Raw genomic sequence first — 19,873 nt, 5'->3', positions numbered from 1 at the left:
TACCGGATAACCGGACATTTTTCAAAGAGGCTGTTGCTTCCGATTGTTTTTGTATGGTAATATGCTGTACAATACGATAATAACCAAACACGATTTTCCTTCGGGGCAGGGTGCAATTCCCAACCGGCGGTGATTTCGGTTCGTTTATGCCTTCGGCAACAAGATCCGCGGCCGAACCGAATCAGTCCGTGACCCGTGCCGGGACGAGTTTTTCCGGCCGGTGGACCTGGTGCGAATCCGGGACCGACAGTATAGTCTGGATGGGAGAAGGAATCGGGCTTGTGACGTACGGCAATGCTGCGCCGTTTATGTGTATTTTTTCACATGTACGCGCCGCGTTGATTCGGTCCTTCGTGAGCGCACGTGCGCAGCGGGTTTTTTTCGGCCCGGTTGCGACGTCTGTTTGCGCATGCTCGAAATGCTGCGCAAGTGCCGCCAATTCCTGATATCCCGCCCCTTTACGTTTGCCGTAGAGGGGTTTTTGTACGTTCAGTCACGATTATTCGGACAGGCGGTGACCATCGTTTGGACATGCTGAATGACGAATATTACATGCGGCTCGCGCTGCAGCTGGCGGAGAAAACGCTCGGCCAGACGGGCATCAATCCCGTCGTCGGCTGCGTCGTCGTCAAGGACGGCCGCATCGTCGGGCTCGGCACCCACCTGCAGCGGGGGAGCCATCACGCCGAAGTGCATGCGCTGCAAATGGCCGGCAAAGAAGCGGAGGGCGCCACCGCCTACGTAACGCTCGAGCCGTGCAGCCATTACGGCCGGACGCCGCCGTGCGCGGACCGGCTTATCGCGGATCGGGTAAGCCGGGTCGTCGTGGCGTGCGCGGACCCGAATCCGAAGGTGGCCGGCACCGGCATCCAGAAGCTGCGCGCCGGCGGCATTCAAGTGGATGTCGGCGTGCTGGAGAACGAGGCGCGCGCGCTCAACGAAGTATACAACAAATTTATCGTCTCCAAGCTGCCGTTCGTGACGCTGAAGTCGGCGACGACGCTCGACGGCAAGCTCGCGACGAAGTCGGGAGACAGCAAATGGATCAGCGGCGAGCGGTCGCGCGCCTATGTCCATCTGCTGCGCCACCGGCATCAGGCGATCATGGTCGGCGTCGGCACGGTTCTCGCCGACGATCCGCTGCTGACGGCGAGGCTGGACGTGCCTTCGCTGCAGCCGGTTCGGCTCGTCGTCGACTCCAGGCTGCGCATTCCGCTCGACGCGCGCGTCGTGAAGGATACGTCGGCGAAAACGATCGTGCTGACGACGAGCGGCGCTTCGATCGAGCAGATGATGCGGCTGAACGCGCAGGGCGTCGAGGTGATCAAGTGCGGCGACGGCCCGAAGGTCGATCTGCGCAAGGCGATGGCCGTCCTGACGGAGCGCGAAATCGGCTCGATTTTGCTGGAAGGCGGCGGCACGCTGAACGGAGCGATGCTCGAAGCGGGCTTGATCGACAAGGTCGTGCTGTTCTTCGCGCCCAAAATCGTCGGCGGCGCGGGCGCACCCGGCGCCTTCGCGCTGCCGGGCTTCGATAACATGGCCGACGCCATCGCCCTGGAGCGCGTCTCGATCGAACGGTTCGACGACGATTGCTGCATAACCGGATATCCGCGATACGAAAGGGGCGACGAGCCGTGTTCACCGGAATCGTAGAAGAAATCGGCCGCATGAGGCGGGTGACGAAGCAGGGGCAGGCGATGATGCTGACGATCGAGGCGGACAAAGTGCTGGACGATGTCAAGCTCGGCGACAGCATTTCCGTAAACGGGGTTTGTCTCACCGTCGTGCAGTTCGACGACGCCGCTTTTACGGTCGATGTCATGCCCGAGACGTTCCGCAAGACGACGCTGAGCCGTCTGACGCCGGGCGCCCGCGTCAATCTGGAAAGAGCGATGCAGGCGAACGGGCGGTTCGGCGGGCATATCGTGCAAGGCCATGTCGATACGCCGGGAACGATCGTCTCGAGACGCGCCGAGGACAATGCGGTCGTCTTCCGGATCGAGCCGGACGATCCGTCGCCGATGAAATACGTCATCCGGCACGGATCGATTACGATCGACGGCATCAGTCTCACCGTCGTGGATGTCGAGGAGCGTTCGTTTACGGTATCGATCATCCCGCATACGCTCGCCCAAACGATCCTGCAGCATAAGCAGCCGGGCGATTCGGTCAATCTCGAATTCGATTTGCTCGGCAAATATATCGACAGGCTGCTCGACTTCCGGGGACGCGGCGGCGAATCGACGGCCGGACGGCCCGGGACGGGCGTTACGATGGAGTTTTTGGCGGAGAACGGATTCGTTTGACCGCCCGAATCGATAGACCAGACAAACAAGGAGAGGTGAGAGCCATGCAGGAGCCGGTCCAAATGCATACGATCGAGGAAGCGATCTACGATCTGATGCTCGGGAAAGTGGTCATCGTCGTGGACGACGAAGACCGCGAAAACGAAGGGGATTTTATCGCGCTGGCCGACAAGGCGACGCCGGACGTCATCAACTTCATGATCAAGGAAGGCCGCGGTCTCGTCTGCGTGCCGATTACGGAAGAGCGCGCCCAGGAGCTCGATCTGCCCCCGATGGTCGCCAAAAATACGGATTATCACGGAACGGCGTTCACCGTCTCGGTCGACTTCAGCGAAACGTCCACGGGCATCTCCGCCCATGAGCGGGCGCGCACGGTCAAGGCGCTGATCGATCCGGCGACGCGTCCGCAGCAGCTGCGGAGGCCGGGACACATTTTCCCGCTGATCGCGAAAAAAGGCGGCGTCCTGCGCCGGGCCGGCCATACGGAAGCGGCGATCGACCTCGCCCGCATGTGCGGCTCGTACCCGGCCGCGGTCATCTGCGAGGTGATCAAGGAAGACGGCACGATGGCGCGCGTCCCCGATCTGGGCGAAATCGCCCGCAAGCACGATTTGAAAATGATCACGATCAAAGACTTGATCCATTACCGCAACGAAAAGGAAAAGCTCGTCAAGCGCGAGGTGGAGATCAAGCTGCCGACCGACTTCGGCTTGTTCAAAGCGATCGCCTACTCGAACGAGGTGAACAGCCAGGAGCATGTCGCGCTCGTCAAAGGCCATATCGATCCGGACCTTCCGGTGCTCGTCAGGATGCATTCGGAATGCTTGACCGGCGACGTGTTCCATTCGCACCGGTGCGATTGCGGACCCCAGCTGGCCGCGGCGCTCGAGCAGATCGACAAGGAAGGCGGCGGCGTGCTCGTCTACTTGCGCCAGGAAGGCCGGGGCATCGGGCTGATCAACAAATTGAAAGCTTACGTGCTGCAGGAGCAGGGATTCGACACGGTCGACGCGAATATTAAATTAGGCTTCGCTCCCGACCTGCGCGATTACGGCATCGGCGCGCAAATTTTGAAAGACTTGGGCGTTCGCCAAATCCGGCTGCTGACGAACAACCCGCGCAAAATTCGCGGACTCGAAGGCTACGGCATGGAAATCGTGGAGCGGGTTCCGATCCAGATGGAAGCGAACGACGACAACCGGAACTATTTGCGCACGAAGCAGCAAAAGCTCGGCCATATGCTGAATTTCGAGCACGACAGCGGCGCCGGCATTTGACCGGCCCGATAATCCAATAACCTACCTACAGAGGAGCCTATAACGATGACACATTTCGAAGGAAATTTAATATCCGCCGGCTATCGATACGGAATCGTCGTGGGACGGTTCAACGAATTTATTACGTCCAAGCTGCTCAGCGGCGCGCTGGACGCCTTCAAGCGTCACGGAGCGAAAGAGGAAGAGGTCGACATCGCATGGGTGCCGGGAGCGTTCGAAATTCCGCTGATCGCCCAAAAAATGGCGCAAAGCGGCAAATACGACGCCGTCGTTACGCTCGGCGCCGTCATTCGCGGCTCGACGCCGCATTTCGATTACGTGTGCAACGAAGTCGCCAAAGGCGTCGCCGCGATCGGGCTGAAGACGGGCGTGCCGACCGTATTCGGCGTGCTGACGACCGATTCGATCGAGCAGGCGATCGAGCGGGCGGGCACGAAAGCCGGCAACAAAGGCTGGGAAGCGGCCGTAACGGCGATCGAAATGGCCAACCTGACCAAGCAGCTCGAAGGCTGACGCATCGCCGCCGGAGAGCGCGCCGGGAGCGGCGTCCGACATTCGGGCCGAACGGCCTTCTTGAGCATTGTCGGACCCGCTCCCGTCTATAAAGGGCGAGCCGCTTATCCGGCGGCCGCTTGCATGTAACGAATCGTTTTGTCATGTTTCCGAAGCCGAGGTGGACCGAATTGAAGCCGCATTACAAACTGGATACGTTCGAAGGTCCTCTCGATCTGCTGCTCCACCTGATCGACAAGGCGGAAATCGACATTTACAACATTCCGATCCACGAAATTACGGAGCAGTATATGGAAGTGCTCGCCGAGATGCAGGAGCTGGAGCTGGAAGTAACGAGCGAATTTCTCGTCATGGCCGCGACGCTGCTGGCGATCAAGAGCCAAATGCTGCTGCCGAAGCCTCCGCCGGTCGAACTGGAAGACGATTTTTACGAAGACGACGCGTTCGATCCTCGCGCCGAGCTCGTGCAGAAGCTTCTCGAATACCGGAAATACAAGGCGGTCGCCGAGGAGCTGCGCGACAAGGAGCTTGCCCGCAGCCTCATCTACACGCGGGAGCCGGAAGATTTGACCCCGTACGTTCGGGAGGTCGACGTCAATCCGGTCGAAGGTCTCGACGTCGGCGATCTTGTCATCGCGTTTCAGCGGGCGCTGCGTCGAGCCAATTCGCGCCAGACGGTGGCGAAAATTCGCCGCGACGAAATATCGGTCAAGGAACGGATGGGCGAAGTGCTGACGCTGCTCGGCAAACGCGGCGGCAGGCTGCTGTTCTCGAAGCTGTTCGACTACGAAATGACGCGCGAGGAAATCGTCGTTACGTTCATGGCGCTGCTCGAGCTTATGAAAACGAAACAGATCGCCTGCTTCCAGCAGCGGCTGTTCGACGATATCGTCATCGAGCGAAAAGAGGGGGGAGCTTCAGGTTGAATTACCGTCAAATTCAATCGGTCATCGAAGGTTTGTTGTTCGCGGCCGGGGACGAAGGGCTCGACGCGAAGCAAATCGCCGACGTTCTCGAATTGCAGCCGCACGAGGTGACCGGACTGCTGAAGCAGATGACGGAGCTTTTCAAGCGCGAAGAGCGCGGCGTGCAAATCGTGGAAATCGCCGGCGCCTTCCAAATGACGACGCTGCCCGAGCACGCGCCGTATTTCGAGCGGCTGGCCCAATCGCCGACCCGATCCAGCCTGTCTCAGGCGGCGCTCGAGACGCTTGCGATCGTCGCGTACAAGCAGCCGATCACGCGGATCGATATCGAGCAAATTCGCGGCGTGAAGGCCGATCGGGCGCTGCAGACGCTGACGGCGAAAAATTTGATCGTCGAAGTCGGGCGCGCGGAAGCGATCGGACGACCGATTTTGTACGGCACGACCAAATCGTTTCTCGACTATTTCGGCCTGGCCGGCTTGCACGAGCTGCCGGAGGCGTCGCTGCAAAATCCGGACGACCTCGAGGAAGAAACCCGCATGCTGTTCGAAAAGCTCGAAGGCCACCAGCTGACGATCGACGACGTGCAGGGCGCTTCCAAAGAAAGCGAAGGATAGCGGGATGGCGCATAGGTCCGGACGTACAGGTCATACTAAACGTGGATGAAGGCGGATTAACGGATCCGAGTTTAGGGATGACCGGAGGATCAGGCGCATGATATGGGCATGGTTGATCGCGGGCATTCTCGTTTTGGGAATGCTCTTGTTCGTTTTCAGCGACATTGCGGTTCGCATCCGTTTTTCCCGGAAAGAGGGGGACGATCAGATAACCGTCGATTTGAAGGGCGCCCTCGGGCTTATCCGGTATCGATACGCCGTGCCGATCTTGTATTGGAACGAAGACGGACTTATGGTGAATTCGAAAGCGATCGGACGAAGCAGAAACGATTTGCTCGCTGAACGAAAAACGACGATTACGCGGGAAAAGGTGGAGCGGTTTTTCCGAACGACGCGGGAGCTGCTCGCGCATACGGTCGAGCTGGTCGAATGGACGAAAAGCGTCCTGGCCCGCGTCCAATGCACGGACATGCGCTGGGTGACGCGAATCGGGCTCGGCGACGCCGCGGACACGGCGATTACGACCGGCATCGTCTGGGGCGTCAAAACGTCGCTGCTCGGCTTCTTGTTCCGGCACATTCGGCTCGAGACGAAGCCCGTCCTCCAAGTCGAGCCCGTTTTCAACAGCGACCATTTCTCGACGGAAGCCGTTTGCGACCTGAAAATCAAAACGGCGTTCGCCCTGTACGCCCTGTTTCGGCTGACGCACCGCATTTTGCGCGTCAAAGGCGGCTTTCGCGTATGGCGAAAACTATTTGCGAAGCCTTCGACGTAAAATGTTCCCGGGGCTCGGAAAGAGCGCCGTCCCGGAGAAGGCTGCGACGGTATGACGTACATAACGCCGGGGGCATTCGGATAAGCTATGGCTGTATGCGAAATCTTCATATCATCAAAGCAGGCAGCTACCAAGAGGAGGAATAGCAGTGGCCGATCATCCGATCCAAGGTTTGATGAAAACCGCGATGGAAAATATTAAAGAAATGGTCGACGTCAATACGATCGTCGGCGACCCGGTCGAAACGCCGGACGGCAGCGTCATTATGCCGATTTCGAAAGTCGGCTTCGGCTTCGCGGCGGGGGGCAGCGAGTTTTCCGTCGACGGCGGCGACATGGATTCGAACGCAGGACCGCACCGCAACGACGCGCACAACGCGTCGGTCGCTCTCCCGTTCGGCGGGGGCAGCGGCGGAGGCGTATCGATTACCCCGATCGCCTTCCTCGTCGTCGGCAAGCAGGGCGTTAAAATCGTCCCGCTCGACAATCAGACGCATCTGTACGAGCGGCTGATCGATCAAGCGCCGCAAGTGGTCGACAAAATTCAAAGCATGCTCCGGTCGAACAAAACGCAGGCCGGAATGCCCGCAACCGGCTTCGCCGGCACGACGACGCCCGCGACGAATCCGTATGCCGGCACGAGCGGCATGAATACGATGGACTGACGAACAACGCCAGCAAAAAAAAGCGGCCCGCGTGCGGGTCGCTTTTTTTGCGATCATTTGCGACGTTACGACGGACGGGAAGGCTTGCTTTCCGCGATCCGGTCGTACAAAAAGTCCACGATATGAACGGCTTCCATTTGGTCCGACATGTTTTCGCGCTCGATGCCGAGCTTCATTTGCAGCAGGCAGCCCGGATTGCTCGTAATAAGCATATGGGCGTTCGTTTCTTTGACATGCTCCATCTTGTGCTCCAATATTTGGTTCGCCATCTCGGTTTGCACGATATTATAAATGCCGGCCGAGCCGCAGCAGCGGTCCGCGCCCTGCAGCTCGACGAAGTCGACGTTCGCCACGCGCTTCATCAAATTGCGCGGAGCGTTCGAGGAACGCATGACGTTGCGCAAATGGCAGGAATCCTGATACGTGATCGTGAACGGCCGTCCGTCCGCGGCCGCCCGCTCCGGCTGCCTGAATTCGGGCAACCGCCCTTTTTCGAGCAGCAGGTGGCTGACGTCCTTTACCCGGGAAGCGAACCATTTGGCGTCGTCCGCAAAATCCGGCTCGTCGTGCAGCAGATGGTCGTATTCGACGAGCAGAGCGCCGCAGCCGCCCGCGTTGGAGGCGATGTAATCGACGCCGGCTTCGCGGAAGGCGCGAACGTTTTGACGGGCCAGCGATTTCGCCTGATCGACTTCGCCGGAGTGGGCGTGCAGCGCGCCGCAGCAGTTTTGCGTATCCGGGATGACGACCTCGAACCCGGCTTCGCTGAGCAGCCGGACCGTTTTCAAATTCGTCTGCGTAAACATGACGTCCATCAGGCAGCCGCGGAACATGCCGACGGTGGCGATTTTTTCGCCTTTGGCCGGGACGCGGGTGCCGAGCGTTTCGACGACGCCTTTGCCGGACGCTTCCGGCAATATTTTTTCCATGTCGCGCATGTTTTTCGGGAACAGGTTCATGATGCCGGTGCCGCGCGCCACTTTTTGCAGCCCCGACTTCTGGTACGTGCGCAGCAGCTTGCCGACAAGCTTCATCCGCTTCGGCTTCGGAAACATCTCTTTAAAGGCGACTTTGCGCACCGCCTTGACAAACCAGCGATGCTCCTCGTGCTTCTCGAGCGAATCGCGCGTTTCCTCCAGCAAATGCCCGTACTTGACGTCGGCCGGGCAAACGGGTTCGCAGGCGCGGCAGCCGAGGCACAAGTCCATTTGCTCGCGGAAGCTTTGGTCCGGCTTCATGACGCCGTCGACGACGGCTTTCATCAAAGCGATCCGTCCGCGCGGAGAGGCGGCTTCCAGGCCGGTTTCGAGAAAGGTGGGGCATGCCGCCTGGCAAAAGCCGCAGCGCATGCAGTTGGTCAATTCGTCGTAGTTCAGCTGCAGCTTCATCGTTTGCGCGAGCGGGTTCAGCGGCTTTTTGGCCGGAGACGATCCCCACGATGTGTGCGTTTCGTTCTGCGTCATATGCTCATCGGCCGCCATGATCGATCACCACTCTTTTCCGCGATTGTTTGGCGAACATTTTGCCCGGATTCATAATGTTGTTCGGATCGAACGCCCTTTTGAGCCCTTTCATCAGCTCGATGCCCGCCGCGCCGACTTTCCATTCGAGATACGGAGCTTTCATGACGCCGACGCCGTGCTCGCCGGTAATGGTGCCGCCGAGCCGGATCGCGGCTTCGAATATTTCCTCGAACGCCATCTCCACGCGGTGAATTTCGTCCGCGTCGCGCGCGTCCGTCGTGCAGGTCGGATGCAGGTTGCCGTCGCCGGCGTGTCCGAACGTACATATTTGCACGTCGTATTTTTGGGCGATGTCGTTGATCGCCATGACCATGTCGGCGATTTTGGAGCGCGGTACGGTCGCGTCCTCGAGAATCGTCGTCGGCCGGATGCGGGCGCAGGTCGACAGCGCGCTGCGGCGGGCGAGCATCAGCTTTTCCGCCTCGGCGGCGTCGGCCGCCATCTTCACTTCGACGGCGCCCTCCTCTTTGCAAATGCGGACGATTTCCACGATGTCCTTCTCGACGACCGTCTCGTCCATGCCGTCCTGCTCGATAAGCAGTATCGCTTCCATATCGGTCGGCAGGCCGATATTGTTGAAGCCTTCGACGACGCGAATCGTCGCGTTGTCGAGAAACTCGAGCGTCGCCGGAATGATCCGGTTGCCGACGATCGCCGACACGGAACGGGCGGCCGCGTTCAAATCTTTATAATGGGCGACCATCGTTTTTTTGTATTTGGGGGCGGGAATGAGCTTCACCGTCGCTTCGGTGACGATCGCCAGCGTCCCTTCGGAGCCGACGAGCAGCTTCGTCAGGTCGTAGCCGGCCACGTCCTTGTACAGCTTGCCGCCGGTGCGGATAATGTCGCCGTTCGGAAGCACCGCTTCAAGGCCGATCACGTAATCTTTCGTCGTGCCGTACTTCAGCCCGCGCAAGCCGCCGGCGCATTCCATGATGTTGCCGCCGAGCGTCGAAATGACCATGCTGCTCGGGTCGGGCGGGTAAAACAGGCCGCGGCTTTCGACCGCCTGATGAAACTGCTTCGTGTTCAGGCCGGTTTGGAACGTGGCCGTCAAGTTGTCGGTATCGATCTCGAGCAGCTTGTTCATCCGGTTCATGACGACGACGAGCCCGCCTTCGAGCGGCACGGTGCCGCCGCACAGGTTGCTGCCGGCGCCGCGTCCGATGATCGGGATGCGATGCTCGTTGGCGACTTTCAAAATGTCGGACACGTGCTGCGTCGTGGACGGAAAAATGACGCCGTCCGGCAATGCCTGCTGCATCGGCGTGGCGTCGTACGAATAGCTGACCAAAGCTTCCATATCGTCCTTGAACCACGATTCGCCGACGATGCCGATCAGCTTCTCGCGAATGGACTTCTCGAGCATGGGGAGTCCTCCAATACGTATAAAATTAATCAGGTCATCAGATGACTTTTCTCTCATTATAGCTTACTATAGAATGGATGTACACGATTTATTGGCCGGATTTCGATAAAGCGAATCATAGAAGGGAACCGTCGATGATGACTATCAACCCGATCAAGCCGCTCAAAGGCTCCGAGCTCGTCATGGAGCAGCTGAAAGCCAAAATATCGTCCGGCGAATACGCTCCCGGCACGAAGCTCGCTTCGGTCGTCGATCTGGCCGCCAGCTTTCAGGTCGGGCGATCGACGATCCGCGAAGCGTTAAGCGCGCTGAAGGCGATCGGCCTCGTCGAGATTCGCCAAGGCGGGGGCACGTACGTGAGCGCGGAGCTGCCGGCGGAAACCGCCGGATCGGACGGCTCCTCGCTGTTCGCCAGCGCGCAGTCGATCCGCGAGCTGCTGGAGGTGCGCAAGGTGCTGGAAACGGGGTGCGCCTCGCTCGCGGCCCGCAACCGGACGGAGGACGATTTGCGCTCGATCGGGGAAGAGCTGGCGCTGATGGAAGCGTCGCTGCACGACGAGTCGAAGGGCGAGGAGGCGGACGTCCGCTTTCATCTGAAGCTGGCCGCCGCCACCCACAACTCGCTGCTCATCCCGATGATGGAATCGCTGTCGGAGCGGCTGCACGACAGCATGCGGGAATCGCGGAAGCTGTGGTTTTACGGCGAGCGCGCCGAAGCGCGGCGGCTGCTGCGGGAGCATTCCGACATTTACGAGGCGATCGCGGAGCGGGACGAGCGGCGCGCGTTCGAGGCGATGCGGACTCATTTGCAAAAGGTGGAAAACGTGCTGAGGCAAGCGATTTCCGAATTCGATCGGAGCGGCGCGTAACGAGCATAGGAAAAAGCCCGGCCGATTTCGGCCCGGGCTTTTTCCTATGCCGGCATCGATAGCACACTCCGGCTTGCTTCATTCGGACGATCCGCAGGCGCGGCTCGCGTTACGGCTGTATCGAGCCGATCTTCAAATGCTCCTCGGCGTGGGCCGCGTCGACCTGCTCGAGCCAAAGGCGGGCTCCGATCGAGCGGAAGGCGGCGATCGCGTCTTCGTAACCGCGCTCGATATGCTCGATGCCGGTAATGAACGTCGTGCCTTCGGCCGCCATGCCGGCCAGCATCAGGCACGTGCCGGCGCGAATGTCGGAAGCGTGCACCCAGCTTCCTTTCAGCGGCGCGCCGCCGCGAATGAACGCCGTGCTTCCGCGCAGCTCGATGTCGGCGCCCATTCGGCGCAGCTGGGCGACGTGCTGAAACCGCTGCGGATATATTTTCTCGCTGACGATGCTGCGCCCCCTCGCCTGGGTCAACAGCGCGGTAAGCGGCTGCTGCAGGTCGGTGGCGAAGCCGGGATACATCGCGGTCCGGACCCGCGTCGCCTTCAGCTTGCCGGCGCTGCTGGCCGTTATCGATTGATCGCCGCACTCGATGTGCAGCCCGATTTCGCTAAGCTTGGCGATGCACGAGCCGAGATGATCCGGAATGACGTCGGTGACGGTCACCGAGCCGCCCGCGATTCCCGCGGACATCAAAAACGCGCCGGCGATTAGCCGATCGGGTATGACCGTATGGCGTCCGCCGCCAAGCCGCTTCACTCCGTCGATACGAATCGTATCGGTGCCCGCTCCGGCTATTTTCGCGCCGAACGCGTTCAGCATGACCGCCGTGTCCACGACTTCGGGATCTTTGGCGGCGCCTCGCAGCACCGTCCGGCCTTCCGCAAGCACGGCGGCGAGCATGCAGTTGATCGTCGCGCCCGACGTGATCGTGTCGAAGTAAATGTCCGCGCCGGTCAGCTTTTTCGCTTCCGCGACGTAATGGTCTTCGTGGAACGCGAATTCGGTGCCGAGCGCTTTCAATCCTTTCAAATGCTGGTCGATCGGGCGGGAAACGAAATTGTCGCCGCCGGGAAAGCCGATGCTTACCTTGCCGAACTTGGCCAGCAGGGCGCCGATGAAATAATAGGACGCGCGATAAGCGGAAGCCTTTTCTTTGTCGATATCGGCGTTTCGGATCGAGCGCGGATCGAGCTCGATGTCGCCGTTCGGGAGGCGGACCGCCGTCATCCCGATATCGGCGGCGATGCCGCAAATGACGCGTATGTCGTAAATGTCGGGGATGCCCGACAGCGTTACGGGGCCGTCGCACAGGCAGCAGGCCGCCATGAGGGAAAGAGAGCTGTTTTTGGAGCCTTGTATTTTAACGGAGCCTTCGAGCGGACCCGTTCGTTCGAGACGGATGATATTCAATGAAGTTTCCCACTTTCCGGTAAAGTCGTCACTTTTACTATTTATTCATGTTTGACATGGAAAGTCAATAAGTAGAAGGAATCGGGGGAACTATTTTTTCGCCGATTTCGTGCGCCTCTATTTTGCCCGATAAAATGCCGCGATCGGCGCCGGATTGCCGCTTCCGTCAAGTCTTGTCCGGATCGCCGAAGCATGAATCGGCCGCCGCGTTTGCGCGATCGTATCGGTATACCATTCGCGGCGGGCCGCCCGGGAAAGTCCGTCAGCCGCCGGCCGACTTTTCCAAAATCGGGATCCGCCTTCCGCCCGCAGCAGCCGATCGGACAAATCCGGTTCATATCGTCGACTTGTCCGCATATACTTGTACCAATCGGCGTCTACCGCCAAGATCGGGGTGAACTGCGGAAGATGATAAAGATTCGCAAACTAGCGCTGCGCCTCGTCGCGGCGACGCTTATATGGACGCTCGCCTGGCCGACAAGCTCGTATGCGGCGCCGCCGGCCGTGCAGACGAGCGCGGAGAGCGCGGCGCTCATCGACGTCGCGTCCGGCAGGCTGCTGAACGTCAAAAACGGCGACAAGCAAATGCGGATCGCCAGTCTGACGAAAATTATGACCGCGATCGTCGCCATCGAGCACGGCACGCTGTCGGATCAAGTCCGGGTCAGCGCCAAGGCGGCCGGCAAGGAAGGGTCGTCCCTCTATTTGAAAGCCGGGGAAGAGATGAGTCTGGAAAATTTGCTGTACGGACTGATGCTCCGCTCGGGCAACGACGCGGCAACGGCGATCGCCGAGCATGTGGGCGGCTCGCTGGAAGGGTTCGTCTATTTGATGAACGAAAAGGCGGCGCTGATCGGCATGTCCCGCACCCAATTCAAAAACCCGAGCGGCCTCGACGAGGAAGGCCATTACTCGACCGCAAGCGATATGGCCAAGCTGACGGCGTACGCGCTGCGCCATCCCGTGTTTCGCGAAATCGTCAAAACGAAGACGAAAACGGCCCCCAATCCGCACGAAAGCTGGGATTACCGGTGGTACAACAAAAACAAAATGCTTTCGATCTACGAAGGAGCCGACGGGGTGAAGACCGGTTATACGAAGCTGGCGAAGCGCTGTCTCGTCTCGTCGGCGACGCGGGACGGCCGGCAGCTCGCCGTCGTCACGTTGAACGATCCGAACGATTGGGTCGACCACGCGAAGCTGCTCGACTACGGCTTCAAGCATTATCCGCAGCAGCGGATCGTCCAAAAAGGCGATCGGCTCGAAAATATGCCGGTCGTCGTCGGCCAATCGTTCGATTACCCGCTGCTCGACGAAGAACGGGGAGCGGTTCGCAAAGAAGCGGCGCTGCTCGAGCCCGGCTCGGCGGAATACCGGCTCGGGGAACGCGGGACGCTGACGTTCACGCTCGGCGGCGTCCGGATCGGCTCGGTTCCGCTGTACGCCGAGAACAGTCCCCGGCTCGCCGCCGCCGACCGGTCGTCGGATGCGTTCGTCGAGAGCAAACGGTACGAGCCGTCCGCATTCCGGATATGGCGGCTGCAGCTGCAGGAAGTGGTGCGCCGGCTGTTCGTGCTCCAGGAGTAGGCGGGCGCGCGAAGGAAGGAGGGGAACGTCATCGTTAACTGGATCTGGTTGTTTTTTATCGTGTGCGGATTCGCCGCGGCAGCGGCGCAGGGGAATGTCGAGGCGGTGACGCAGGCGGTGTTCGACGGCGCGAAAAACGGGGTGACGATCAGCTTCGGCCTGATCAGCATCCTCGTGTTCTGGCTCGGGATGATGCGGATCGCCGAAGATTCCGGGCTGCTCGGCAAGCTGGCGAAGCTGCTCCGGCCGATCGTGCGGCTGCTGTTTCCCGATGTGCCGAAAGACCATCCCGCCGTCGGCTACATCATGTCGAACATGAGCGCCAACCTGCTAGGACTCGGCAACGCGGCCACGCCGATGGGCATCAAGGCGATGCAGGAGCTGCAATCGCTCAATCCGGACAAACAGACGGCCAGCCCGGCGATGTGCACGCTGCTCGCCTTGAACACGGCCAGCATTACGCTGATTCCGACGACGCTGATCGCGATCCGGATGAACTACAACTCCGCCAATCCGGCGGAAATCGTCGGGACGACGCTTCTCGCGACCGCCGTCGCGACGCTGGCCGCCATCGCGGCCGACCGCTGGTGCCGCCGCCGACTGCTCGCCAAAACCGCGCCGAAGGGGTGACCAAGCTTGTACTCGCTCGTCTCCGTGATGTCCGCCTGGGCGATTCCGGTATTGATCGTGCTCATCCCTTTGTACGCGATGTACAAAAAAGTGCCCGTCTACGAATCGTTCGTCGAAGGGGCCAAAGACGGCTTCGACACGGCGGTGAAAATTATCCCCCATCTCGTCGGCATGATGGTCGCGATCGGCGTATTCCGCGCGTCCGGCGCCATGGACATGATGATCGGCTGGCTGAAGCCCGCGCTGGCATACGTCGGAGTGCCCGGAGAGGTGCTGCCGCTCGCCGTGCTGCGGCCGATTACCGGGTCGGGCTCGCTCGCCTTCACCGCCGACCTGATCGCCCAATACGGGCCGGATTCGATGATCGGCCGCATCGCTTCGACGATTCAGGGCAGCACGGACACGACGCTGTACGTGCTCACCGTCTATTTCGGCGCCGTCGGCATCCGCAAAGGAAGGTACGCGCTCAAGGTCGGCTTGTTTTCCGATTTGGTCGGCTTCGCGGCATCGGTCGCCATCTGTTTGCTCGTGTTCGGCGCCGCCGTTTCATAAATCGCAGGTCGTTCGTACGCTCCGAGAAAGCTTCGGAGCTTTTTTGATTTTCCGGGATTCGCGCCGGCGATATGCGGATGAAGCCGGTTTGACACGCCGCCGGGTCCGCCTACATATAATGGAGCAGCGCAAAACGAGGCGAGGTGGGCGGCGATGCGGCCGACAGGCATAACGATTCATCAATCCGTTTGCGGAGCGATCAACGGCAAAGGCTACGATTTTTACGTAACGCGCTCGGGAACGATCATCCCGGCTACGGAGGCGACCGATTCGGCGAGCATCCATATTTGCGTCGAAGGCGACTTCTCGAGACCGGACGAGACGGCGTCGGGCTATATGGAGGAACAGTTTTTCATCGTGCAGAAGCTGGTGCTGCGGCTCGCCGACACGTTCGGCTTCGACCCCGGAAACGTCGTCCCGCATACGGACCTCTGCCCCGGGAAGCACTTTCCTTGGTCGGAACTTGTGATTTCCCCGAAGGATGGTTATCATTAGGTTGAGGTGAGTGTCAAAAGTGGAACGATTGCAAAAAGTATTGGCCCAAGCCGGCGTCGCTTCCCGGCGAAAATGCGAGGAATATATACTGGCCGGGCGCGTGCAGGTGAACGATAAAACGATTACGACATTGGGAGTCAAGGTCGATCCCGCCGCGGACGTCATCAAGGTGGACGGGCGGCCGATCAACAAGCAGCGGATGCAGTACATTTTGTTCAACAAGCCGAAGGGCGTCATTACGAGCACGAACGACCCGGAAGGCCGCAGCATCGTGGGCGACTACATAAAGGATGTCAAGGAACGGATTTATCCGGTCGGCCGTCTCGACTACGACAGCGAAGGGCTGCTGCTGCTGACGAACGACGGCGAGCTCGCGAATTTGCTGACGCATCCGAGCCACCATGTGCCGAAAACGTACCATGCGACCGTCGAAGGGGTGCCGCACGGCGATTTGCTGGACAAGCTCCGCCAAGGAATCAAGCTCGAGGACGGCATGACCGCCCCGGCGGAAGTCGAGTACGTCGACATCGATCCGGACAAAAACGAGACGATCGTTTCGATCACGATTCACGAAGGGCGCAACCGGCAAGTTCGCCGCATGTTCGAGGCGATCAAGTTTCCGGTCATCCGGCTGAAGCGCATCCAGTTCGGCTCGCTCCAGCTGGCGGGGCTGGCGAGAGGCAAGCATCGGACGCTGACGAAGCAAGAGGTCGAAGAGCTGCGGCGCAGCGCGCTCCAGTCACATAATGTTCAAAAAACTTCGGAATGACGCGGATTTTTTCCGAACCGATTTCGCTATAATGAGTGTAGCCGCATCGATGAAAGGAAGCGAAGGTGAACCGTACATGCGCGAGCATCGAAAGCTGATTCAAAGCATCATTTTGACGGCGGTACTGTTGATCGGGGGCTATACGATAGGGAGCAGCTTGTTCGCCAAGGAAGACATTCCGCGGGAAGGGAGCACTGCTCCTGATTTTTCGTTAACGGCTCTGGACGGCAGCAAAGTGTCGCTGTCCGATTTCCGCGGGAAAGCGGTCATGGTGAACTTCTGGGGATCGTGGTGCGAGCCTTGCGCCCGCGAAATGCCGGCGATTCAGCGCCAATACGAGAAATGGAAGGACAAAGGACTCGTCGTGCTCGGGCTGAATTTGGACGAAAGCAAGGTGACGGTGCAAAGCTTCGTCCAGCAAACGAACGTAACGTTCCCCGTATTGTTCGACAAAGAGCTGCGGATGCGCGACCGGTACGCGGTCCGTTATTACCCGACGACGTTTTTTATCGACCGCGACGGGAAAATCGTTAAAATCGCCGTCATGGAAATGGACGACGCCTTCATCGAGCAAACGGTGCGCCCGATGCTGAAACTGTAAAAGGAGCGATACACTCCGTGATTGCGAATACGAAATGCGAGTGCGGGCATCAGAATCATGTCGGCACCGTTTTGTGCGAGTCTTGCGGGAAACCGCTTTTCGACGACCAAAGCGACGCCCCGCTCGAAATGCGCTACGACGGCGTCGCCCGGCGTTCGCAAAAGACGAACCCGTCCGTGCTCGATCGGGTTTGGAATTTTTTCTCCTCGGTCAAGGTAGCCGTCTATTTGATCCTGGCCATGCTGCTGGGCTCGATACTCGGCTCGATTTACCCGCAGGAAAATACGTTCTTGAACGTCGATCCGGCCAAGTACTACAAAGAGACGTACGGCTGGACCGGCGATTTGTACTATAAGCTCGGTTTGTCCGACACGTACGGCTCGTGGTGGTTCATCGGGCTGCTCGTCTGCATCGGCACGTCGCTCGTCATCTGCAGCCTCGACCGGGTGCTTCCGCTGTACCGCGCGCTGAGCAAGCAGCAAATCCGCAAGCATTTGAGCTTTTTGACGCGGCAAAAAGTCGTCTATACCGGCAAGCTCGCCGAATCCGGCTCCACGATTGCGGATCCCGAAGCATGGGTAAAGGAAGCGGCGGCGAAGCTGCGCAAGAAAGGGTACAAGGTGCATACCGACGGCACCGCGCTGCTGGCGGAGAAGCACCGGTTCAGCAGATGGGGGCCGTACGTCAACCATATCGGTCTCATCATCGTGCTGCTCACCGTTTTGTTGCGAACGCTTCCCGGCTGGCAGATGGACGAATACGTCGGTTTTCTCGAAGGAGAGCCGACGAAAATTCCGGGCACCTCGTATTATTTGGAAAACGACGAGTTCAACGTCGAATTTTACAGCGAGCAGGAAATGACCGACGCGTTCCGCGAGAAAGGGCAAATCGTTCCGAAGCTGTACGAAACGAAGGCCGTTCTGTACGAATGCACGGCCGACTGCGACAGCCCGGACAAGCAGCCGCAGCTGAAGGAGCTGACCCGCCAAACGATCACCGTCAATCATCCGCTGAAATATAAAGGCCTGCTCGCGTACCAGTTCGATTACTCGCAGACGCCGCGGCTGCTGTCGGTTCGTCCGATGCTCAAAAACAAGCAAACCGGCGAATCGTACGGCCCGTTCACGATCCGCATGAAAAATCCGGACGCGACGTATGCGGCCGGACCGTACAAGCTGGAGCTGAAGGAGTATTTTCCGGATTTTTCCATCAATGACAAAGGGGTACCGGTCACCGTCTCGAACGATCCGAACGCGCCGGCTTTCGTCTTCGTCATTACCGGACCCGGACTGCCGAACGACGGACAAACGTATTTGTACTTCCCGCGGGAAGTCGACAAGGTCAAATTCAGCCAGGATCAAATCAACGGGGCGGTCGGCGCGGTATGGGACATTTCCGTCAATTCGATGTCCGACGTCGAAATCGCGAATTTCACGAGCTATTTGAACATACGGCGCGATACGGCGCTGCCTTACATTTTCACGGGCGGCATCATCTTCTTCGTCGGCGTCGTCATGGGGCTGTATTGGCAGCATCGCCGCGTTTGGCTGCGGTTCGACGAAGGCGACAAGCTGACGCTTGGCGCCCATACGAATAAAAACTGGTACGGGCTGAGAAACGAGGTGGCGGGAGTGCTGAACAAAATGGGCATCGAAGTCGCTCCGAAGCAGCTGGCCAACGAGGTGAACAATTCTTGACCACAGAGTCGCTTAGCGGAACGTTTCTACTGGTTGCATTTATTTTGTACACGTTGTCCTTCATCGTGTTCGGCATCGCGGTGACGGGCAAAAAATGGAGCTCGCGGGATCCGGAAACGCACGTGAAACGGTGGGGCCGCGCCGGACTCGGCGTCACGATCGTCGGCTTCGCCTCCCAGCTCGCGTATTTCTTTACGCGCTGGTACGCGGCCGGCCATATTCCGGTCAGCAACATGTTCGAGTTTTTGACGTTCTTGTCGATGATGATCGCGCTCGCCTTCATTATCGTGTACGCGATTTACCGCATGTCGATCATCGGCTTGTTCGCGATGCCGGTATGCGTGCTCATATTGGCGTACGCCCTCGTCTTTCCGCCGGACATTCAGCCGCTCATCCCGGCGCTGCAAAGCTATTGGCTGAAAATCCACGTGACGACGGCCGCGTTTTCCGAAGCGTTTTACGCCGTCGGCTTCGCGGCCGGACTGATGTATTTGCTGCGCGTCGTCAACTTTCAGGGCACGTCGAAGGCGGACCGGCGCGAGCGGCGGGGCGTGGAGGTCGTCATTTTCGTCGTGTTGACGACGCTCGCGTTCGTCGTCACCGTCTTCGTCTTCCGGGGGATCGGCTACGAGGCGCAGTTCAAGCAGGAGCTGACGAAGATCGACCAGAACGGGCAGGAAACGGTCGAAACGTCGATCGTCGATTACGTGCTGCCGCCGATCGTCAAGCCGTTCAACAGCACGGTCGAATCGATGCAGCCGTTTCTCGGCATGAAAGAGCCGCTTCTGGAGGCGCCGTCGTGGATGAACGGCATCAACGCGGGACGCAAGCTGAATACGTTCATCTGGTCGCTGATCGCGGGCTTCCTTTTATATACCGTCGTCAGGCTTATTTTGCGGAAGCAGATCGGCGCGGCGATCCAGCCGGCGATGAACGGCATGGACCCGGAAGATTTGGACGAAATCAGCTATCGCGCCATCGCGATCGGATTTCCGCTCTTTACGCTCGGCGCGCTCATCTTCGCGATGATTTGGGCGCACGAAGCGTGGGGACGGTTTTGGGGATGGGACCCGAAGGAAACGTGGGCGCTCATCACGTGGCTGTACTATACCGCCTATTTGCATTTCCGGCTGTCCCGGGGCTGGCAAGGACGCAAGTCGGCCTGGATGGCGGTCATCGGCTTCGTCGTCGTCATGTTTACGAACGTCGGCGTCAACCTGATCATCGCGGGACTTCATTCGTACGCCGGCGTATAATCCGTTATCAATGAACAGCAACGCTTACGA

Annotated in this window: 20 protein-coding genes and 1 riboswitch; of the genes, 17 read left to right on the top strand and 3 right to left on the bottom strand. The window is 59.5% G+C overall.

The window, feature by feature from the left end:
* Nucleotides 1-92 precede the first annotated feature (92 nt).
* A riboswitch (FMN riboswitch) is annotated at nucleotides 93-276 on the top strand.
* A 255-nt stretch (nucleotides 277-531) separates the two neighbouring features.
* The 8 genes from ribD to ytfJ all read left to right on the top strand — a co-directional run bounded on the left by ribD (nucleotide 532) and on the right by ytfJ (nucleotide 7,081).
* A complete protein-coding gene (ribD, locus tag PV407_RS01660; protein ID WP_332088211.1) occupies nucleotides 532-1,656 on the top strand; it encodes a bifunctional diaminohydroxyphosphoribosylaminopyrimidine deaminase/5-amino-6-(5-phosphoribosylamino)uracil reductase RibD in 1,125 nt (374 codons plus the stop codon).
* On the top strand, nucleotides 1,638-2,309 hold the full coding sequence (ribE, locus tag PV407_RS01655) for a riboflavin synthase (RefSeq protein ID WP_332088109.1): 672 nt from the start codon (nucleotides 1,638-1,640) through the stop codon (nucleotides 2,307-2,309). The genes ribD and ribE overlap by 19 nt, the downstream gene beginning before the upstream one ends.
* A 44-nt stretch (nucleotides 2,310-2,353) precedes the next feature.
* Nucleotides 2,354-3,586, top strand: coding sequence for a bifunctional 3,4-dihydroxy-2-butanone-4-phosphate synthase/GTP cyclohydrolase II (locus PV407_RS01650; protein WP_332088108.1), 1,233 nt, complete (start codon nucleotides 2,354-2,356; stop codon nucleotides 3,584-3,586).
* A 45-nt stretch (nucleotides 3,587-3,631) separates the two neighbouring features.
* Nucleotides 3,632-4,099: a 6,7-dimethyl-8-ribityllumazine synthase gene (ribH, locus tag PV407_RS01645; RefSeq protein ID WP_332088107.1), complete on the top strand. Its 468-nt coding sequence runs from the start codon at nucleotides 3,632-3,634 to the stop codon at nucleotides 4,097-4,099.
* 170 nt (nucleotides 4,100-4,269) lie between these two features.
* A complete protein-coding gene (locus PV407_RS01640) occupies nucleotides 4,270-5,025 on the top strand; it encodes a segregation and condensation protein A (RefSeq protein WP_332088106.1) in 756 nt (251 codons plus the stop codon).
* Entirely contained in the window at nucleotides 5,022-5,642 is a 621-nt protein-coding gene (gene scpB / locus PV407_RS01635) for an SMC-Scp complex subunit ScpB (protein WP_332088105.1), read from the top strand. Before PV407_RS01640 ends, scpB begins: the two co-directional genes overlap by 4 nt.
* Nucleotides 5,643-5,739: 97 nt before the next feature.
* Entirely contained in the window at nucleotides 5,740-6,417 is a 678-nt protein-coding gene (locus tag PV407_RS01630) for a DUF2953 domain-containing protein (protein WP_332088104.1), read from the top strand.
* 148 nt (nucleotides 6,418-6,565) lie between these two features.
* The gene (gene ytfJ, locus PV407_RS01625; protein ID WP_332088103.1) at nucleotides 6,566-7,081 is read left to right on the top strand and encodes a GerW family sporulation protein; all 516 of its coding nucleotides are present in this window, start codon (nucleotides 6,566-6,568) and stop codon (nucleotides 7,079-7,081) included.
* 65 nt (nucleotides 7,082-7,146) lie between these two features.
* On the opposite strand, the gene PV407_RS01620 is transcribed toward ytfJ, so the two are convergent.
* On the bottom strand, nucleotides 7,147-8,562 hold the full coding sequence (locus tag PV407_RS01620) for a (Fe-S)-binding protein (RefSeq protein WP_442951611.1): 1,416 nt from the start codon (nucleotides 8,560-8,562) through the stop codon (nucleotides 7,147-7,149).
* The gene (locus PV407_RS01615; protein ID WP_332088102.1) at nucleotides 8,549-9,973 is read right to left on the bottom strand and encodes an FAD-linked oxidase C-terminal domain-containing protein; all 1,425 of its coding nucleotides are present in this window, start codon (nucleotides 9,971-9,973) and stop codon (nucleotides 8,549-8,551) included. The genes PV407_RS01620 and PV407_RS01615 overlap by 14 nt, the downstream gene beginning before the upstream one ends.
* A gap of 134 nt (nucleotides 9,974-10,107) precedes the next feature.
* Between PV407_RS01615 and PV407_RS01610 the strand changes: the two genes are divergently transcribed.
* The gene (locus PV407_RS01610; protein ID WP_332088101.1) at nucleotides 10,108-10,842 is read left to right on the top strand and encodes a FadR/GntR family transcriptional regulator; all 735 of its coding nucleotides are present in this window, start codon (nucleotides 10,108-10,110) and stop codon (nucleotides 10,840-10,842) included.
* A gap of 109 nt (nucleotides 10,843-10,951) precedes the next feature.
* On the opposite strand, the gene murA is transcribed toward PV407_RS01610, so the two are convergent.
* Nucleotides 10,952-12,256: a UDP-N-acetylglucosamine 1-carboxyvinyltransferase gene (gene murA / locus PV407_RS01605; RefSeq protein ID WP_332088100.1), complete on the bottom strand. Its 1,305-nt coding sequence runs from the start codon at nucleotides 12,254-12,256 to the stop codon at nucleotides 10,952-10,954.
* Nucleotides 12,257-12,664: 408 nt separating this feature from the next.
* Between murA and PV407_RS01600 the strand changes: the two genes are divergently transcribed.
* From PV407_RS01600 to ccsA, 8 genes are all read left to right on the top strand, one after another.
* Complete coding sequence (locus PV407_RS01600) at nucleotides 12,665-13,843, top strand: D-alanyl-D-alanine carboxypeptidase family protein (protein ID WP_332088099.1); 1,179 nt, start codon at nucleotides 12,665-12,667, stop codon at nucleotides 13,841-13,843.
* A gap of 30 nt (nucleotides 13,844-13,873) precedes the next feature.
* Entirely contained in the window at nucleotides 13,874-14,473 is a 600-nt protein-coding gene (locus PV407_RS01595) for a nucleoside recognition domain-containing protein (RefSeq protein ID WP_332088209.1), read from the top strand.
* A 6-nt stretch (nucleotides 14,474-14,479) separates the two neighbouring features.
* Complete coding sequence (locus tag PV407_RS01590; RefSeq protein WP_332088098.1) at nucleotides 14,480-15,025, top strand: spore maturation protein; 546 nt, start codon at nucleotides 14,480-14,482, stop codon at nucleotides 15,023-15,025.
* Nucleotides 15,026-15,178: 153 nt separating this feature from the next.
* Nucleotides 15,179-15,520 (top strand): peptidoglycan recognition protein family protein, encoded by a 342-nt coding sequence (locus tag PV407_RS01585; protein WP_332088097.1) that lies wholly within the window; start codon nucleotides 15,179-15,181, stop codon nucleotides 15,518-15,520.
* 19 nt (nucleotides 15,521-15,539) lie between these two features.
* On the top strand, nucleotides 15,540-16,289 hold the full coding sequence (locus PV407_RS01580) for a pseudouridine synthase (protein WP_332088096.1): 750 nt from the start codon (nucleotides 15,540-15,542) through the stop codon (nucleotides 16,287-16,289).
* Nucleotides 16,290-16,365: 76 nt separating this feature from the next.
* Nucleotides 16,366-16,890 carry a thiol-disulfide oxidoreductase ResA gene (gene resA, locus PV407_RS01575; RefSeq protein WP_332088095.1) on the top strand — a complete coding sequence of 175 codons (525 nt, stop codon included), beginning with the start codon at nucleotides 16,366-16,368 and terminating at the stop codon, nucleotides 16,888-16,890.
* 17 nt (nucleotides 16,891-16,907) lie between these two features.
* The gene (gene resB, locus PV407_RS01570; protein WP_332088094.1) at nucleotides 16,908-18,587 is read left to right on the top strand and encodes a cytochrome c biogenesis protein ResB; all 1,680 of its coding nucleotides are present in this window, start codon (nucleotides 16,908-16,910) and stop codon (nucleotides 18,585-18,587) included.
* Nucleotides 18,584-19,843, top strand: a complete 1,260-nt coding sequence (gene ccsA, locus PV407_RS01565; RefSeq protein WP_332088093.1) for a cytochrome c biogenesis protein CcsA — start codon at nucleotides 18,584-18,586, stop codon at nucleotides 19,841-19,843. Before resB ends, ccsA begins: the two co-directional genes overlap by 4 nt.
* Nucleotides 19,844-19,873: the final 30 nt, after the last annotated feature.

The organism is Paenibacillus sp. GYB003 (assembly GCF_036577625.1).
Lineage (GTDB): Bacteria > Bacillota > Bacilli > Paenibacillales > NBRC-103111 > Paenibacillus_AB.
Note: the sequence above shows the minus strand (reverse complement) of the source record. Positions and strands in the feature narration are given on the sequence as shown.

What these genes read in the sequence shown, in the direction of transcription:
- PV407_RS01615 (WP_332088102.1), bottom strand. Translation starts at nt 9,973, where the DNA reads ATGCTCGAGAAGTCCATTCGCGAGAAGCTGATCGGCATCGTCGGCGAA.
- PV407_RS01630 (WP_332088104.1), top strand. Translation starts at nt 5,740, where the DNA reads ATGATATGGGCATGGTTGATCGCGGGCATTCTCGTTTTGGGAATGCTC.
- PV407_RS01650 (WP_332088108.1), top strand. Translation starts at nt 2,354, where the DNA reads ATGCAGGAGCCGGTCCAAATGCATACGATCGAGGAAGCGATCTACGAT.
- ribH (WP_332088107.1), top strand. Translation starts at nt 3,632, where the DNA reads ATGACACATTTCGAAGGAAATTTAATATCCGCCGGCTATCGATACGGA.
- PV407_RS01610 (WP_332088101.1), top strand. Translation starts at nt 10,108, where the DNA reads ATGATGACTATCAACCCGATCAAGCCGCTCAAAGGCTCCGAGCTCGTC.
- resA (WP_332088095.1), top strand. Translation starts at nt 16,366, where the DNA reads ATGCGCGAGCATCGAAAGCTGATTCAAAGCATCATTTTGACGGCGGTA.
- PV407_RS01600 (WP_332088099.1), top strand. Translation starts at nt 12,665, where the DNA reads ATGATAAAGATTCGCAAACTAGCGCTGCGCCTCGTCGCGGCGACGCTT.
- ribD (WP_332088211.1), top strand. Translation starts at nt 532, where the DNA reads ATGCTGAATGACGAATATTACATGCGGCTCGCGCTGCAGCTGGCGGAG.
- PV407_RS01585 (WP_332088097.1), top strand. Translation starts at nt 15,179, where the DNA reads ATGCGGCCGACAGGCATAACGATTCATCAATCCGTTTGCGGAGCGATC.
- PV407_RS01620 (WP_442951611.1), bottom strand. Translation starts at nt 8,562, where the DNA reads ATGGCGGCCGATGAGCATATGACGCAGAACGAAACGCACACATCGTGG.